The sequence below is a fragment of the Halomonas sp. 3F2F genome, assembly GCF_014897805.1.
Lineage (GTDB): Bacteria > Pseudomonadota > Gammaproteobacteria > Pseudomonadales > Halomonadaceae > Vreelandella.
The window spans coordinates 70,955-86,629 of record NZ_JABUZE010000076.1; the positions used below are offsets into that span (position 1 = coordinate 70,955).

14 protein-coding genes are annotated in these 15,675 nt (G+C 54.1%); 6 read left to right on the forward strand and 8 right to left on the reverse strand.

Translation table 11 applies throughout. From position 1 onward, the window contains the following. Nucleotides 1–105 precede the first annotated feature (105 nt). Nucleotides 106–1,227 carry an ABC transporter ATP-binding protein gene (locus INT21_RS09075; protein ID WP_193061599.1) on the forward strand — a complete coding sequence of 374 codons (1,122 nt, stop codon included), beginning with the start codon at nucleotides 106–108 and terminating at the stop codon, nucleotides 1,225–1,227. A gap of 84 nt (nucleotides 1,228–1,311) precedes the next feature. Here the strand turns inward: INT21_RS09075 and INT21_RS09080 are convergent, their stop codons facing one another. Both INT21_RS09080 and betC read right to left on the reverse strand, forming a co-directional pair. Further along, a complete protein-coding gene (locus INT21_RS09080) occupies nucleotides 1,312–2,952 on the reverse strand; it encodes a BCCT family transporter (RefSeq protein WP_193061600.1) in 1,641 nt (546 codons plus the stop codon). Between the two features lie 84 nt (nucleotides 2,953–3,036). Beyond that, nucleotides 3,037–4,575: a choline-sulfatase gene (gene betC, locus INT21_RS09085; RefSeq protein WP_193061601.1), complete on the reverse strand. Its 1,539-nt coding sequence runs from the start codon at nucleotides 4,573–4,575 to the stop codon at nucleotides 3,037–3,039. A gap of 107 nt (nucleotides 4,576–4,682) precedes the next feature. On the opposite strand from betC, the gene INT21_RS09090 reads away from it, so the two are divergent. Next, complete coding sequence (locus INT21_RS09090; protein WP_193085086.1) at nucleotides 4,683–5,585, forward strand: LysR substrate-binding domain-containing protein; 903 nt, start codon at nucleotides 4,683–4,685, stop codon at nucleotides 5,583–5,585. Here the strand turns inward: INT21_RS09090 and INT21_RS09095 are convergent. From INT21_RS09095 to INT21_RS09110, 4 genes are read right to left on the reverse strand one after another with little or no spacing between them, the layout of a single operon-like run. After that, the gene (locus tag INT21_RS09095; RefSeq protein WP_193061603.1) at nucleotides 5,582–6,610 is read right to left on the reverse strand and encodes a YcjF family protein; all 1,029 of its coding nucleotides are present in this window, start codon (nucleotides 6,608–6,610) and stop codon (nucleotides 5,582–5,584) included. The genes INT21_RS09090 and INT21_RS09095 overlap by 4 nt on opposite strands. After that, the gene (locus INT21_RS09100) at nucleotides 6,607–7,995 is read right to left on the reverse strand and encodes a YcjX family protein (RefSeq protein WP_193061604.1); all 1,389 of its coding nucleotides are present in this window, start codon (nucleotides 7,993–7,995) and stop codon (nucleotides 6,607–6,609) included. Before INT21_RS09100 ends, INT21_RS09095 begins: the two co-directional genes overlap by 4 nt. 4 nt (nucleotides 7,996–7,999) lie before the next feature. After that, complete coding sequence (locus tag INT21_RS09105; RefSeq protein ID WP_038482470.1) at nucleotides 8,000–8,188, reverse strand: hypothetical protein; 189 nt, start codon at nucleotides 8,186–8,188, stop codon at nucleotides 8,000–8,002. A 60-nt stretch (nucleotides 8,189–8,248) separates the two neighbouring features. Continuing rightward, nucleotides 8,249–9,118: a D-hexose-6-phosphate mutarotase gene (locus INT21_RS09110; protein WP_193061605.1), complete on the reverse strand. Its 870-nt coding sequence runs from the start codon at nucleotides 9,116–9,118 to the stop codon at nucleotides 8,249–8,251. 159 nt (nucleotides 9,119–9,277) lie between these two features. Here INT21_RS09110 and INT21_RS09115 point away from each other — a divergent pair, with 159 nt between their 5' ends. The 4 genes from INT21_RS09115 (at nucleotide 9,278) to INT21_RS09130 (ending at nucleotide 14,215) form a co-directional block, all read left to right on the forward strand. Continuing rightward, entirely contained in the window at nucleotides 9,278–9,520 is a 243-nt protein-coding gene (locus INT21_RS09115) for a GlsB/YeaQ/YmgE family stress response membrane protein (RefSeq protein WP_009722543.1), read from the forward strand. Nucleotides 9,521–9,779: 259 nt separating this feature from the next. Next, the gene (locus tag INT21_RS09120; protein WP_193061606.1) at nucleotides 9,780–12,245 is read left to right on the forward strand and encodes a DUF1266 domain-containing protein; all 2,466 of its coding nucleotides are present in this window, start codon (nucleotides 9,780–9,782) and stop codon (nucleotides 12,243–12,245) included. A 107-nt stretch (nucleotides 12,246–12,352) separates the two neighbouring features. Continuing rightward, the gene (locus tag INT21_RS09125; protein WP_089038740.1) at nucleotides 12,353–12,991 is read left to right on the forward strand and encodes a C40 family peptidase; all 639 of its coding nucleotides are present in this window, start codon (nucleotides 12,353–12,355) and stop codon (nucleotides 12,989–12,991) included. 36 nt (nucleotides 12,992–13,027) lie between these two features. Then, entirely contained in the window at nucleotides 13,028–14,215 is a 1,188-nt protein-coding gene (locus INT21_RS09130) for an MFS transporter (protein ID WP_193061607.1), read from the forward strand. On the opposite strand, the gene INT21_RS09135 is transcribed toward INT21_RS09130, so the two are convergent. Together INT21_RS09135 and INT21_RS09140 are read right to left on the reverse strand one after the other, a co-directional pair. Beyond that, the gene (locus tag INT21_RS09135) at nucleotides 14,172–14,816 is read right to left on the reverse strand and encodes an ABC transporter ATP-binding protein (RefSeq protein ID WP_193068105.1); all 645 of its coding nucleotides are present in this window, start codon (nucleotides 14,814–14,816) and stop codon (nucleotides 14,172–14,174) included. The genes INT21_RS09130 and INT21_RS09135 overlap by 44 nt on opposite strands. Next, nucleotides 14,809–15,663, reverse strand: coding sequence for an ATP-binding cassette domain-containing protein (locus INT21_RS09140; RefSeq protein ID WP_193068104.1), 855 nt, complete (start codon nucleotides 15,661–15,663; stop codon nucleotides 14,809–14,811). Before INT21_RS09140 ends, INT21_RS09135 begins: the two co-directional genes overlap by 8 nt. Nucleotides 15,664–15,675: the final 12 nt, after the last annotated feature.

Below are 15,675 nucleotides of genomic sequence, written 5' to 3' on the forward strand. Positions count from 1 at the left end.
GGGCGCTACTTTCGCCATCCATGGCGAAAGACCCCCGCTACGGGCTGCTTTTGACCGATCCAACTAAGTGGAGTTTGTCAGTCGCTATACAATGGGGTTTTCATTATGGCAGCGTTAGAAATTCACAACGTGCGCAAAGAGTTCGGCAGCGAGCGGGTGCTGAAAGATGTCAGTATTTCGATTGACTCCGGTGAGTTCCTGATTTTGGTGGGGCCATCTGGCTGTGGTAAATCCACGCTGATGAATGCCATCGCCGGGCTGGAGCCAGTGACTAGCGGCAATATCTATATCGACGGCGAAGACGTCACTTGGCGCACGCCCGCTGAACGGGATATTGCCATGGTGTTTCAGTCCTACGCGCTCTATCCCAGCATGACCGTACGGCAAAACATCAGCTTTGGGCTGGAAATGCGCAAGGTGCCCAAAGCCGAGCGGGTCGGTGCCGTAGAGCGCGTGGCCGACCTGCTGCAAATCTCCCACCTGCTTGAACGTAAGCCTGCCCAGCTTTCGGGTGGCCAGCGTCAGCGGGTGGCCATGGGGCGGGCGCTGGCCCGTGAACCCAAGGTGTATCTATTTGACGAGCCGCTATCAAATCTGGACGCAAAGCTGCGGGTGGATATGCGTACCGAGATTAAAAAGCTCCACCAGCGCTTAGGCACCACAATTGTTTACGTCACCCATGACCAAGTTGAAGCAATGACCCTGGCCGACTGCATTGCGGTGATGCGTGATGGCAATATCCTGCAGCTTGGTAGCCCCGATGAGGTGTATAACAACCCGGTCGATATGTTCGTCGCAGGCTTTATGGGGTCACCATCGATGAACTTTATTCGCGCGACGCTAGAGGCGGCGGACGATGGCTATGCACTACGTATTGCCACCCCTGATGAAGACGATCTCTTGCTGCCATGGCCCTCTGGACGCAACGCAGCGGGGCTTGTGGAACAGCTGAATAAGCCAATTATTCTTGGGCTGCGACCAGAACACTTCAGCGAGGAGGATGTTCGGCTGAGCGAGCAGGCGGAAGGGACATTAATGGAGGCCAAGGTAAGCGTCGTTGAGCCGACAGGTGCTGATATTCTGCTACGCCTGCCGCTGGGAGAGCAGGAAATCACCGCTAGGGTAGGGCCTAAATGCGCAATTGCCCCCGGCGAACGCTTGTCGCTACGCGTCGATATGGCCCGCGCCGTGCTGTTTGATGCCGAGACTGAACAGCGCTTGGCTTGAAGCGTTAGTGTTATGTCGTACTGATAAGTAAAGAGCCTCTGCTGATGTTAGCAGAGGCTCTTTACTATCGTCCTAATGTCCTCGTTAGCGGCGCATATGCTTTAACTCGCCATTAAGCGCTTTAATGATCGAGTAGCACATCAGCAGCATAACAATTGAGAATGGAATGGCCGTTGCTGTCACGCCTGCCTGAAGCGCTGATAAGCCGCCACCAATCAGCAGTACGATAGCGATAAGCCCCTCAACAATTGCCCAAAACATGCGCTGTGGGCGGGGAGCGTCAATTTTTCCGCCGGCCGTGATAGTGTCGATCACCAAAGACCCCGAGTCTGACGAGGTAACAAAGAATATCAGTGCCAACACGATACCTAAGGTGGACATAATACCTGTCAGAGGCAGCTCATTAAGCATGCCAAATAGCGATAATTCAGGTCTGTAGTTGTCGATAACATACTCTTTAACCAAGCTGCTGGCGGGGTTTGCGTAGAGCTGATCTAACGCCGTAGCGCCAAAGACGCCCATCCAAATAAAGATGAACAAGCTGGGAACAAGCAGCACACAGAGCACGAACTCTCGCACTGTACGGCCTCGTGACACGCGGGCGATAAACATGCCGACGAAAGGTGCCCAACTGATCCACCACGCCCAGTAGAAAATAGTCCAGGATTGACGGTAGGCATCATCGTCACGGCCGAAAGGGGCAGATAGAGGCAGGAAGTCAGCAACATAGGTGACAAGCCCGGACATAAAACCGCTTAGCGCAATCAACGTAGGGCCGGCAAACAATACAAAGAAGAAAAACAATACGGCCAGGATCATATTGAATTCAGACAGCTTCTTTAAGCCGCCCTCTAGTCCGCGCCATACTGACACTAGCGCGACTGCCGTTACCAGCACGATGACCATCACCTGGGTGGTGGTGTTTACCTCCATGCCAAAGACGAAGTTCATCCCCGCATTCGCTTGTTGTGCGCCAAGCCCAAGGGATGTGGCCAGTCCGAAGAGGGTGGCAAACACTGCCAGAATGTCGATGGCATGACCCCACCAGCCCCAAACACGTTCGCCCAGAATTGGAAAAAATGCTGAACGTATCGAAAATGGCAGGCCTTTGTTATAGGTAAAAATGCCCAGTGCAAGAGCCATCACAACATACACTGCCCAGCCATGCAGCCCCCAGTGAAGATAGGTGCCCGCAAGCCCCATGGCACTAGCATCAGCAATAGCGTCTGGGTTCAGTGTTCCGTCACTTCCGAAGGGCGACGTAATACCTAAAGGCAGCGAAACATTGGCGTGATAAACCGGCTCTAGAACGCCAAAAAACAGTAAGCCGATGCCAATGCCAGCAGTGAACAGCATTGCAAACCAAGAAAGATAGCTATGATCCGGGCGAGCGTCAGGCCCCCCTAGCCTGACTGATCCATAAGGCAAGACCACGAGTGCCAAGCAAAACAGAATAAAGAAATCCACCAGGATCATGAAATACCAGTCCAGGGTTCCCGTGGAAAAAGCGACGATCGACTGAAAAATGCTCCCTGCGCGTTCAGGAAATAGCAGCGTAAGGATAATAAACACGACCGAAGAAAGGGCGGATACAGCAAAAACGCGATTATGGATATCAAATCCGATGGGGCCAAAGCTCCCCTCGATATTATCCTGCCCGACCACGTAGTCGGTTTGCATATCACTAGCCATAGGCGGCGACTCAGGGTCGCTTTTAGTGCTCATAATAGAATTTCCCTTATTATTAATAATGGGCGCATCCGCCGTCTTATCATCTTTATTTTAGGGTGGTAGTGGTTAAATGATGAATCAACGGTTGTTTGTTACGGAGGCGGTGGCTGATAAACGTGCTCGACGCTCTAGGTCGTCCAAGTCGATGTTGTTACGCATATACTGGGTACTGGCATCGAAAGTAGGCTGATAATCCCATGGCGTCACTTTGCCTTGCTTAAGGGCCCGCGAAACCAGTTTGCGGCGCCGTTGACTGGCAATCACCTCATTATGCATTTGCTCATAGTCCCAGCGACTGGCGACCTCATTGCGAAACTCCTTACATAATTCCTGATAAGCAGGGCTTTCGGCGAGATTGTTGAGCTCTAGCGGATCAGCTTCGAGATCGAATAACTGATCTGGGTCTGGTGCAGTGTGGACGAATTTGTAACGACCGCGACGAATCATTAGTAGCGGTGCAATAGCCCCTTCGCCAAGATACTCGCCGATTACCTCGTCGTGACCACCGTTACCCGTCAGGTGCGGCAAGAGGCTGCGACCATCAATCGGCACGGCATACTCCGGTGCACTTCCACCGTGGGCTAGTTCGGCAAACGTTGGCAGCAGATCCATGGTCGACACCGACTCACGCACCCTGCCTGGAGTAAAGCGTTGTGGCGCATGGATAATCATTGGCACGCGTGCCGAGCCCTCGAACCAGCTCATCTTGTACCACAGGCCGCGCTCGCCGAGCATATCACCGTGATCACCGGAGAAGACAATGATGGTGTTTTCATCGAGGCCAGTCTCCTTCAACGCTTTAAGCACGTCACCGATTTGATCGTCGACATAGCTTAGCGCCCCATAATAAGCATGGCGCGCGTTGCGGATTTGCTCATCGTTGATGGTGCCCTCATCGCACTGGTAAACATGACGCAGCCGCTTGGAGTGTGGATCCATCAGCTCTCGTGAATAGGGCACCCGTGGCATGTCGATGGCGTCGTGCTGGTAGCGGTCCCAGTACTCCTTAGGGATGGTGTAAGGGTCGTGTGGGTGCGTCATTGAAACGGTCAGGCAGAAGGGACGCTGCTCGCCATTGCGGGCATAATCGTAAAGAAAGCGCTTAGCGCGGAAAGCGACTTCATCGTCGAAGTCGAGCTGGTTGGAGCGCACGCATGGCCCCGCCTGAATCACCGACGACATATTGTGGTAGTAGCTAGGCCGTTCATGAAAGTTTTCCCAGTCGACAAACCAGCCATAGTCGGCCGGGTAGATGTCGGTGGTCAGCCGTTCCTCGAAACCATGCAACTGGTCAGGGCCGCAGAAATGCATCTTGCCGGTGAGGGCGGTGTAGTAACCAGCATCGCGTAGATAATGGGCGAAAGTGGGAGTGTCCGCTGGAAAATCAGCGGCATTGTCATAACCTCCAATGCGTGACGGCAATTGACCGGCCATCAGCGTAAAACGAGATGGCGCGCACAGCGGGGTGTTGCAGTAGGCTGAGTCGAACACTACCCCTTCGTCTGCCAATCGTGAGAGGTGGGGAGTCTTTACGATGGGGTGGCCGTGGAAGGGCATCGCTGAGGCTGCTATCTGGTCGGCCATCAGAAAGAGAATGTTAGGTTGTCGAGCAGTCATGTGCAGAAACTCCAGGTCGTGGCGCGTATCAATTCTTAACCAGTCTCTCTGCTAATCCGTTATGCTGTAAACTGGCTATTTTTTAATGTTTCCCATTAGGTGAGCTAATGTCAGCGGCGGGTAAAAGGGTGTCGCAGAATGGATTGAGAGTCTTTGAGGCAGCAGCCAGACATCTGAGCTTTACTGCAGCAGCTCATGAACTGCGTTCGACCCAGTCGGCGGTCAGCCAGCAGGTTCGGGCGTTGGAAGAAGAGCTTGGCTTGCGGCTTTTTGACCGGGTATACCGTGGCGTGCGACTGACCGAATCTGGTCATGCGCTGTTTGCCAGTGTTCAGGAGGGATTTTCGATCATCGAGGAAACGATCGAACGGCTGCAGCATCGCCAGCATAATCCGCACGTCAATATTTTGACCGATTTTTCGTTGGCTGCTTACTGGCTGATGCCGCGGCTGCCGATATTTCGGCAGCAGCACCCCAATATCGACGTGCGCATTTTAACTAGCCAGGAAGTCTTTGATTGGAGAGGGCAAGAGGTCGATGTGGCCATTATGTTCTGTGATGAACGGGGGATGAAAAACGCTTCTCCATTGTTTCAGGAAGAGGTTTTTCCCGTCTGTAGTGCTGGTTTTTTGAAACAGTACGGCCCTTTGGAACAGCTCTCATCGCTTGCTGAAGTCCCCCTGCTGACCCTTACCGCTGATCAACGGCAGCACTGGCTGGATTGGCCGACATACTTCAAGCAAATGGGTGGGGCGCCTTATGGGCAATCTTCCGAACTGGATTTCAATAACTATACGCTGTTGATTCAAGCGGCGATTGCAGGGCAAGGCGTAGCGCTGGGTTGGAGAGGGCTAGTCGAAGACATGCTCGAGCGTGGCATGCTGGTCGGACTGAAGCATCTCAGTCTGGCGACGCCTAATGGTTACGGCATCATTGATGCCAACCCAAATGACAATGGGGCTGGCAAACGCACGTTTCTCGATTGGATCGCCTCGAACCATCCCGTTTAACGATCTTGTGCAACGGGCTCTTTATCGAGCCGTTTGATTTGCCTCCACAGGTCTTGGCGTAGATCGGCCAACTTGGGTTGCTCTTCATCCGTAAAGGCCACCGGGCGACATAGACGCTGGGCGCGTAGCCCTAAACGGGCGCTCAGTAGGCCTGTGGCCAAGCCTTGGCCCGCACGGGCGGAAAGCCTGCCTGCCAAATCAAGCGAAAGCATATCCATGCTGGCGTCAGTGGCCAGTTCACTGGCTCCCGCAAAAGCCATGTTATGCAGCACATTGCGAAACAGTCGTAGACGGCTAGCGTAACCAAGCTCAAGTCCGTAAAGGCGGCAGAGTCTGTCGACCATGGCAAGACTGCGCCAGGCCACCAGTGCCATATCCACCAATGTAAGTGGGCTGATAGCCACCATAATGGCCGTTTCGCCAGACATACGGGTAATCAGGCGTTGGGCTTCGCGGTCGCGGGGTGCCAGTAGGTGGTAGCGCAGCAGTGTTTGTATCTCTTCACCGCTATGGTGGGGCTGGCAGGCGCGTTGAAATGCCTGCCAATGAGGATCATCGTCGCTCAGTTTTAGCTGGCGCTTGAGCTGCTCTGCCATGGATTGGGCTTGCTTGGTAGAGCGCTGTGGCAGCTCGGCGAGGTCATGGCGTAATCGGTCATGGCGCTTTAAGCGGCGCAGACGGCCAAGCTCTTTCAACAACGACAAGCCGCCTAAACCAATCAAGCTAATGCCAAACAGCTGCCAAGCCATGGTCATCCACTGTGACTGGGAAAAGGCGTCTGGAATGCCGGTGGCCAGTTCTACGCTGCCCAACGTAGCACCGCCGACCAGGGCAAACATCAACCCCCAACGGCGCTTTCGGGGTGTGCTCAGGCTCGCTTCCGGAAGTGCTTTGATGTCTGCCTGGAGAGTCAGCGGCTGATGCGATTCAGTCGCGGCAAAGCTTTCACGCTGCCGCAACTGTTCGGGGTTGGGGGCGGGTGCTTCTTCTGTTTGAAAATCCCGGCGCGGCTGAGGATTACTCATATCAATTTATCTCCAATCAGCCAGTCGATAGCGGCGTCCATGCGGATGTGTGAAAGCGCTTCGCTGTCAATAGACATGGGGCGAAAGCTGGGAAAGTCGAAGCCTTGCTGCTGCCAAAAGTCGGGTTTCGGAAGGCGGTTTGGCACGTCACCCGGGTAGACCAGTACGTCTTCACCTTCCAGGGTAGTGCCTTTTAGTGCGGGGGTGCGTTTGCCTTCGTGGAGCACTTCACGGGCTTCAGTGGCGCGTATGGCTGCCAGTGACAGTGCCTTCACCGGAATGTCGGCAAAGCGCAGGTCTTTAAGCGGCTCAGCGAGTAACGCCTCCAGCAGTTGCACAACATTGCCGTGCTGGTCGGGCGTCACGTGATCAGCTTTAGTTGCAGCAATGGCCAGACGGTCTATTTTCGGCGCAAATAGACGCGTTAACAGGCTGCGCTTGCCGTAATCGAAGCTTTGCATCAGTTGGCGCAGCGCATGGGAAAGGTCTTCAAAGCGTTCCGGCCCGGCATTAAGCGCACCAAGCACATCGACCAGCACAATCTGACGGTCGAAACGACGGAAATGGTCACGATAAAAGGGCCGTACCACTTGCTGCTGATAGTAGCGAAAGCGCGCGGCCAAGGTGGCGTAAATACTAGTATCAGGTAGTGCTTCCAGGGTTTCTTTTGGTGCATTTAATTCAGGTAGCGGAAAAAATTGCAGTACTGGCGCGCCATCTAGCTCGCCAGGGAGCAAAAAACGTCCTGGCTGAAGATCGGAAAAGCCTGCCTGTTTAGCCCGGCGAAGACCTTGGGCATAGGCATCTGCGAGCGCTGCCAGTTTAGCTTCATCAGCCTCGGCGGCAGGGTCTAATTGTTCAGCCTCCGCTAGCCATTCGCTGAATAACACCTTCCGGTGTGGCCCTTCATGCAGTGACTGCGCCTGGCACCAGCTGTAAAAATCGTGCTGTAGCAGGGGTAAATCCAGCAGCCACTCGCCTGGGTAGTCGAACAAGTCGAGGGTTAAGTGGGCAATATCTGGGGTGAACCAGCCCTGTTGGGCAGGGCGGTAGCGTAGCTGTAAGCGCAGTTCACTGATGCCACGGGTGGGTTCGGGCCAGCGCGGCGGCGTAGCACGTAGCGCCGCCATGCCAGGATCATAGGGGAAACGCGGCACGCCAAGGTCAGGCTGGTTCAACCGCTGCGCACCCAGCAAACGCCCTTCACGGGCGGCGGGTAACAAGTCTAGTTGAGCCTCTACCCCAGCGTGGCGCAGTTGGTTAACCAGAGACGTTAGAAACGCGGTTTTCCCTGCCTGAGACAGCCCCGTTACCGCCAGCCTTAATTGCCGGTCACGGCCTCGCTCTAATAAATTGCTCAGTTCGCGACTTAACGGCTGGCGCATCCTATCAATTCCTTATTAGTACAACCTGGGAAAGCATGGGTAGGGTGGCGATGATAAACCCAACCACAGCGACGCTATACCCTGGCCAGCGGCGCTGCATTTTTTGCGCAAGTGTTAAGCCAACTAAGCATACCACCATGCCGATCAGGTTAAAGGCAAAGGTGGCAGCCTCCAGCCATTGCTGTGGATCCATTATGTCTCCCTTAAAAACATTAATTGCTTTGATGATAACAAAGCCTTGATGAACCGAGGATTAACCGCGGCTTAATGTCGTACCTAGTAGGTGTTGTGCGCCGGGGACTAGCCATACTGGATCGAGGCGGGTGTTAGCAGCTTCAACGCAAAAAAAGTGACGTGCCGCGTCGGCTGGCGTATCGCTGGGCAAATCGCTGTCTGGGTGCCACACCACGGTGGAGTCGCTGGATTGTTTGGCAATACGCAGCGTGCGCTGCCCATCGTTCAACAGTACGGCTTCATTGGTGTGATAAATACGGTCGACGGCGCCGCGAATAGCCAGCGTACCCTGTTGTTGGTCTTCGCCAAAGCCGCGCAGTTTGTCTAAATAACGTGCGCCGGCCAACCCTTCCAGGCGGCACTGGTGCACATCACTAACCGCCAAATAGGTATGTAGCGCCCCGCTGATTTTGACCGGTACTTCGCCAATATTTTCGCTAATCAATTCGACGTTCAAGCGTTGGGCATTCGCTTGAATGACGACGCGAGCGGTTAGCTGACTATGTAGACGCTCGATAGGAGAGAGATGCACTTCAATACCTTCAGCATGGTCATCAATCGCGTCTAAACGCCACTGAGCGTGACGAGCAAGCCCGTGAAAAGGGCCGTTACGGTCAGGGCTTTCATCGGCATAGCGTTCGTCGCCAAACCAGGGCCAGCATAGGGGAATACCACCACGGATCGCACCTGGAAGCGCCTGCGGTGTGGGGGTAACCCAAAGCCAGCCGGTGTCGTCAGCGGGTTCAAAATGCAGCACTTGTGCGCCCTGTAGGCTAATGGCCATTTCTCCCCAAGCCATCTTGAACAGCGCTATGTCGCGTCCTTGCCAGGTTACCTGCTGGTGGCCGTCTACATCGGACAGTAATTGCTTGAGAGAATCGGGAATCATAGGGTTTCCTTGTAAGGAAGGGGATCAAATGGGCAGGACAGTAGCGCCGTGTGCTATGGTAGGACAAGCAACAGTTATACGTAAAACACTGCGGATAAAACGTTGCAGTTAAGATGTTATAGGTAAAACCCTGACGAAAGTGAACATCAAGGAGGCACTATGGGCTTTATTGCGTGGTTGATTATTGGTGGTTTGGCTGGCTGGATCGCTGGCAACATCATGCGTGGCGGTGGTTTTGGTATTTTGGGCAATATTGGTGTCGGTGTTGTTGGCGCAGTGCTTGGCGGGTTTTTATTTAGCCTGTTAGGTCTGCAAGCGGGCGGTTTTATCGGTTCGTTGGTGACCGCAACCGTCGGTGCAGTCGTGTTGTTATGGATAATCAGTAAAGTTAAAAGCGCTTAGCATAGCCAACCTAGTGCATTATTTGCTGCCCGGCCCTGCGCCGGGCAGTGCTGTTTTAGGTGCTCGTTTTTTGCCTCGTTTTAACGTTTCATCGCTATCGGCCTGCGCGCCACTTTCCGTTACACTATGCCCTCTTAGCAATGCCATTTTGACGATGTCGTTACAACGGCGTCTCTTTTTATTTTAAGCGGCCTTATTGTGTAGGCTGCTCACTCTTTTTTATTTTCATTAATAGCTTCCTGTTTCTTAGAGGTGTCTTTTGGCCGATGCACTGAATGCCTGGTGGGCTCAACAGCTTGTGCTGTGTGATTGGGCCTTTACGCCGCATCCGCTGACGGTGGATGCGGGAGCGGCCGAACAACGTCTGCTACAGCTGGGTATTGCACACCGTGGCGAGTTGGCTGATCAGCTCTTTTTTGCGCTGGATGCCCCAGCCGGTGAAGCTGATCGACTATTGGGGGCGCTAGAGTGGGCAGCGCTAGCAGGCGCGGCAGGCTGGCTGACACAATCTCAGGCGCAAACGTGGGCGCATCATATTACCCTTCGTATTACGTCTGATTACAGCGATCTGCGCGCTTGGCTTTCCGACCTGCGCCGAGCGCTTGGCGTGAAAGGGTGGGAAACCGGCGCGGATGATCGCTTTATTGACGCTTGTCAGGCGCTAGCGGATTTAGAAAGTGAAGGCGAAGGCATCACTTGGCAAGTTCTTGACGCCGCACTGGCACGATTACCTGAACCCCAGGCGCTATGGCCAGAGAGCCAATCAGCACAGCCGTGGCGTCTATGTGCGCTGTTTCGCTCTGTGCTCAGTTACCCAGCAAGTTCTGCTGACTGGCCAGACGCCCCTGAATGGCTAGCACGTATCTGGCAGGTTCATGATCGTGATCAGTTGCTTGAAGTGATGCTGTGGTTAAGCGCCCAGGGGGAGCGGCAGAGCTGGGATATCGAAGCCCGTGAACTGCTCACTATGGATCATGCTCAGCGCCAAGAGTGGCAGCGGGGTGCTGTTGCAGATGCCCCTTATGCACCGGTGTTGACTACATTCGTCAGCCAAGGTGAGCCACTGGAGTGGGCCGCTTGGGATTGGCTACGACTGGTTGAATTGGCGTGGGCGGGCGCTTGCTGTGGCTGGTTAAGCCAAGCGGAGGCTGATGATCTCGCAGCGCATGCGGCTGACTTAATAAGCCGTCGTTACCATGATTGGTACGCGGTGCTGAAAGCCTATATGCGAGGCCAAAGTTTGTTTGAAGGGGTCGATCGGCGTGGTATGACGCCGAGTACACGGCATAAGCTCCTGACGCAGGCGCCTCATAGTCCGTGGAAATGTCCACTAAGCTCGCTGCTGGATGAGCCAACGCTGAGCGCGTCTCGTGAACGCATTAAACAGTGGAGAAATACTTCCCATCATTGGTTACTGGCCCTGGCCAGCGTGCGAGAACCGGATGTAATGCTGCGCCAGTTGAATCCATCAGCGCCTATTTCAGAGCAGCGCCGAGCCGAGGCGGCGGTCTACCTTCAGGATTCGTTAGACCTGCATGCTGATGAGGGGCACCAAGCGTTGGTGCGCTATTGGCTACCGGCCCAGGCGCACCATCTTAATCAGCTTGCCGCAGACGCCGTTCATGGCGTTATACCGCCATCGCAGACGCCGTTTGGTCAGCCTACGCCTGACGAGCTAAAGCAGCGTAATGCAGTAAAAGGGGTTAGCCGTCATGCTGCCACTATTCATATGGCAGAGAAGTTCGCGTTCTACTTACATATGGTGCTGGACAGCAGCCTCTTTGAGCGTGAACCACTGATGACGCATGCCAGCGCTTTGCGTAGTTGCCTGTGTCGCTTTTATGCCACACCAAAGCGTTTGCTTGAAGCATGGTTTGCTTGGGAAAGCTGCTTACCAGAGCCGGAGCACGATTCATTAATTAATGAAATTGCCTGGCACTTAGAGGATCCCGGCAGTCTTTTCCATTGGTTGAATTGGCATCCTGATGCGTGGTGTGAACCTGGTGAACGGCCAACGCTAAGTCATTTTACGGCCATGTCGCTGGTTGGGCCGCTTAATAGCGCTGTGTGGAGTGAGCCTCAAGTGGAAAGCCCTAGAGAGTGCGCTGATATCCGTGAATGGGTGGAAAGCCATTATCATCTGACCAGTGCTGATGACATGCAGGAATTCTTGACCTTCATGCTCGAATCTGGGGATCGTCAGGAGTACCAGATTAACTATGCGCCCTACACACTTAATCCTGATCGCTTAGATGCCGAAATCGCTATTTTAGAGTCGGGTGATTGTGCCGAGGAGGAGCGCCATCATCTGCTCCGCCTGCGTCGGGTGCAAAGTAATGAAGATGGTTGTAACGATGTAGATATGGCTGCCTGGGACATTGCTCAATTAGTCGACCTCGCCATTGCGGCGCGCCAGCTTGGTTGGTTAGACCGGCAAGCGTTTGCCGACGTGTTGGATCGTGCTTATAAGCTGGCGGCTAATCACTATTCTGGCTGGCAAGAGTACTCCGCGGGAATGTACGCCGGTTTTTCGTTTTTTATGGGCGAAACACCTGAGCGAGAAAGCTTTCTGGCTGGGTTTCGGCAGGCGTTAGTCGCATGGTTGTGTGGCGCCCCTATACTGGCTGGTCCCTGGGCGAGCCTTGATTTTCCTGGTAATAAACCGCGCCACTTTGCGCCGCTACATATCGATACGTTACCGGGCGATCAGCGAATTTTGCATTGAAGCTCGCCAAGCACAGGGTAATTAGCTTATAGTCCAGGGTTTGAAAAAAATGAGTTTTTTCATACCTCATTCCCATTAAATATTTTTATTGTTACGAGGTTAATCGCATGGTTGCGTCACCACACCCCGCTGTGACCGCTGTCCGTGTTGTAAGTGTTTGTGCTGTTGTCGCTGTTTTAACTGGTTGTGCGGGCTCCGCCTCACGCCAGGGCATGGAGCCACCCGAGAATTATTTCTCAATGGCGCTGCCGGGATTGGCAGAAGGTGAAAACCTCGCAATGTCCCCGGTCAGTAACGCCACTGGCCAACTGCGTAGCCTTCAGACGCCGCCACCTACGATCATTCGGCAAGCACTTTTAGAGCAGCATCAGCGATGGGCGGGGACGCCGTACCGAATTGGCGGCACCTCGAAACAAGGCATTGATTGCTCTGCTCTGGTAAGAAATGTGTTTCGTGACACATTTAATTTAGAGCTGCCACGCTCTACCTATGATCAAGTACATGAGGGACGCCCGATCGACCGCCAAGAGCTGCAGGCGGGCGATCTGGTCTTCTTCCGCCCCCCAGGTCGATACAACCATGTGGGCATTTATGTAGGGGATGGCCGTTTTTTACACGCGTCCTCTTCCAAGGGAGTCATGATCTCTCGTTTGGATAACAGCTACTGGCAGCGCTACTATTGGCAGTCTCGGCGCGCGCTAGAGCCGACCAATTTAGCCCAGCTTAGTAACCGCTATATGCCGTAAATGTCTGCTATCAGTTTTGCTTAGTGTGGACATCATATGATCGAGGCTAGAACGCGCGCCTGGTGGCGCGCGACTGCGGCTCTTTGCCTAGGGTCGTTCCTTGTTTTTATCAACTTATATGTCCCGCAACCGCTGCTCCCCGGGCTGAAGGACACCTATGGGGTATCTACCTTAGGTGTTAGTTTTTTGATGTCCGCCTCCACGCTTTCCCTTGCTTTCGCGCTACTCATATTTGGCCCCCTGTCTGATGCGATTGGCCGTGAGGCTATTATGCGCATCACGTTGCTCTTAGCAGGCGGTCTCTCCCTCGCATTGGCGTTTGCACCTACGTTCGAAAGCTTATTATTGCTGCGTTTACTGCAGGGTTTTGTGTTGGGCGGGTTGCCAGCCGTTGCGATTGCATGGATGGGAGATGAGTTTGAAAAGCCCGCTTTGCTCAGTGCGGTTGGTCTGTATATCGGCGCCAATTCGCTGGGCGGTATTAGTGGCCGAATTGTAGGCGGTGGGGCGGCGACCTTAGGTGGCCCCTCGGCGGCATTTTTAGCGGTAGGAATCATGACGGTAATCGGGTGCGCGGTTTTTTGGCGACTGCTACCCAATAGTCGAGCCTTTACACCCAAGCGTTTTAAATTTCGCCAAGCGGCCGGTGATCTGCTTGGGCATTTGAGCACGCCGGTGCTGTTGGCGGCTTATTGCCTGGGCGGAATTAACTTTCTCATTTTTATCAATCAGTACAGCTATATCACATTCCGTTTGGCTGGTGAGCCTTATCAATTAGCGGCTAGCAGCTTGGGGCTGATTTTCCTGACCTATCTGGGGGGGACGCTTGGCTCTACGGTATCAGGCCGATTAGCCGGACGTTTTTCACCCGCGAGCTGCATGAGCGTGGGCATCTTAATTTTGATGCTAGGTACGGCGGTAACGCTGGCCAATTCTCTGCCGCTGATTATTGTTGGTCTCACCATTAACGCGTTTGGTTTTTTCTTAGCACACTCCCTGGCCTCTAGCTGGGTGGGTCGCTATGCACAAGGTGCTAGGGGCAGTGCCTCAGCGCTGTACTTAGTGTTTTACTACCTCGGGGCAAGTATTGGTGGATTCTGGCTAGAACCATTTTGGCGTTGGGCGCAGTGGCAGGGCGTAGCGGTGGGGTCTTGGCTACTGCTTTGCGTCACGCTAATCATTAGCATTGGTTTATGGCGCTTCGAGCGTCGTGAACTGCGCTAAGCGTACCTTGGGCTAAATGGAGGCGTCGAGTACACAATCGCGCTAGCAGTGCTGCGTCATGGCTGATCACTAACACGCCAAGTTGGTGGCGGTCGGCAACTTTTCTTATTGCCTGCCATAGCTCCACTTGGGTGATGGGATCGAGCATGGTTGAGATTTCATCAGCGATCAGATAGCGCACACCTGGGGCTAACGCCCGCAATACGCATACCCGCTGTAATTCTCCGCCAGATAAGGTACTTGGATAACGCGATAGCCAATCAGGTTGGATGCCAAAGTCCTGTATTAATGATTCGTAAGGGCACCATGCCTCGCAGAGTACTTTCTTTACTCGCCAACGTGGGTTGACGGCAAGCTCCGGTGATTGCGGCAGCCACTGTACCGGCCGCAGTCCACGAGAGAGTAATGGCTTATCGTCGGCATAAATCTCACCCTGTTGTGGCCGCAGTAAGCCAGCCAAGAGTTTTCCCAGCGTAGATTTGCCTGCCCCTGAGTCACCGCTTAGCCCTAGCCATTCTCCCCGCTCAAGTGATAGCGAAAGTTGCGTTAATAGAGGTGCTTGAGAACGGAAGCCAAAGGTGATTTTTTGCGCATCAAGCAATGGTTGGCTCCTTAGACAGGTCGATGGCATCAGCATGAGTGGCACTTTCGTTAGCACGCACCTGAGTACTAAAGGTGTTGTCGGGCAGAGCATTCCATAGCGCGCAGGCATAGGTGCTTTTAAGCTGTTCCCCATTGCCTTGAAAGGCAATGGCAGGGGTGGCTTCAATGCACTTTCCCTGGCGCAATATCGTTACATGGTCGGCTATGGGTAACGCATGGCGCAAATCGTGGGTAATTAGCATGATGGCCTTCCCCTCAAGCGCGAGCGCCTTTAGAGCGGCCAATACACGATCGCGCTGTTGAGGGTCTAAACCTACGCTTGGTTCGTCGGCAATAATCAGGCTAGCGTTACCTATTTGGGCCATGGCGGCTAAAACACGCCGCGCCATGCCGCCTGAAAGCTGGTGGGGGTATGCCCGCTGGGCGTGATGATTGAGCTGATAATGATTTAGTGTGCGCTCTGCGCTGCGCCAAGCAACGGTTTTGCTTTGCCCTGCCCGGCGAGCCGCCCAACTGACTTGGCGTTGACTACTAGCGAGTGGGTCTAGGGCATTGAGCGATTGCGGAATGAGGGCCAGCTGGCGGCCTCTTAGCTGGCGCTGGCGCTCAGCGGTCAATGGCGTATCTTTAAAAAATAGCTGACCACTGGTTTTTGCCGCTTCCGGCAGTAATCCCATAATCGTGTAGGCTAGCAGGCTTTTGCCTGCGCCGGATGCACCAATGACGGCATGTACTTCACCGGGGTGTATGCTTAACGACAGGTTATCAACGCAGGTGGTCCACTCTCGTCGCCACCAGTGCTTGTAGTAGGGCAATTGCAGCGTCAGGTTCTCTATATACAGCATGCTAGCTCCCTC

Coding starts and splice junctions, on each gene's coding strand:
- INT21_RS09075 (WP_193061599.1), top strand. CDS start 106: ATGGCAGCGTTAGAAATTCACAACGTGCGCAAAGAGTTCGGCAGCGAG.
- INT21_RS09080 (WP_193061600.1), bottom strand. CDS start 2,952: ATGAGCACTAAAAGCGACCCTGAGTCGCCGCCTATGGCTAGTGATATG.
- betC (WP_193061601.1), bottom strand. CDS start 4,575: ATGACTGCTCGACAACCTAACATTCTCTTTCTGATGGCCGACCAGATA.
- INT21_RS09090 (WP_193085086.1), top strand. CDS start 4,683: ATGTCAGCGGCGGGTAAAAGGGTGTCGCAGAATGGATTGAGAGTCTTT.
- INT21_RS09095 (WP_193061603.1), bottom strand. CDS start 6,610: ATGAGTAATCCTCAGCCGCGCCGGGATTTTCAAACAGAAGAAGCACCC.
- INT21_RS09100 (WP_193061604.1), bottom strand. CDS start 7,995: ATGCGCCAGCCGTTAAGTCGCGAACTGAGCAATTTATTAGAGCGAGGC.
- INT21_RS09105 (WP_038482470.1), bottom strand. CDS start 8,188: ATGGATCCACAGCAATGGCTGGAGGCTGCCACCTTTGCCTTTAACCTG.
- INT21_RS09110 (WP_193061605.1), bottom strand. CDS start 9,118: ATGATTCCCGATTCTCTCAAGCAATTACTGTCCGATGTAGACGGCCAC.
- INT21_RS09115 (WP_009722543.1), top strand. CDS start 9,278: ATGGGCTTTATTGCGTGGTTGATTATTGGTGGTTTGGCTGGCTGGATC.
- INT21_RS09125 (WP_089038740.1), top strand. CDS start 12,353: ATGGTTGCGTCACCACACCCCGCTGTGACCGCTGTCCGTGTTGTAAGT.
- INT21_RS09130 (WP_193061607.1), top strand. CDS start 13,028: ATGATCGAGGCTAGAACGCGCGCCTGGTGGCGCGCGACTGCGGCTCTT.
- INT21_RS09140 (WP_193068104.1), bottom strand. CDS start 15,663: ATGCTGTATATAGAGAACCTGACGCTGCAATTGCCCTACTACAAGCAC.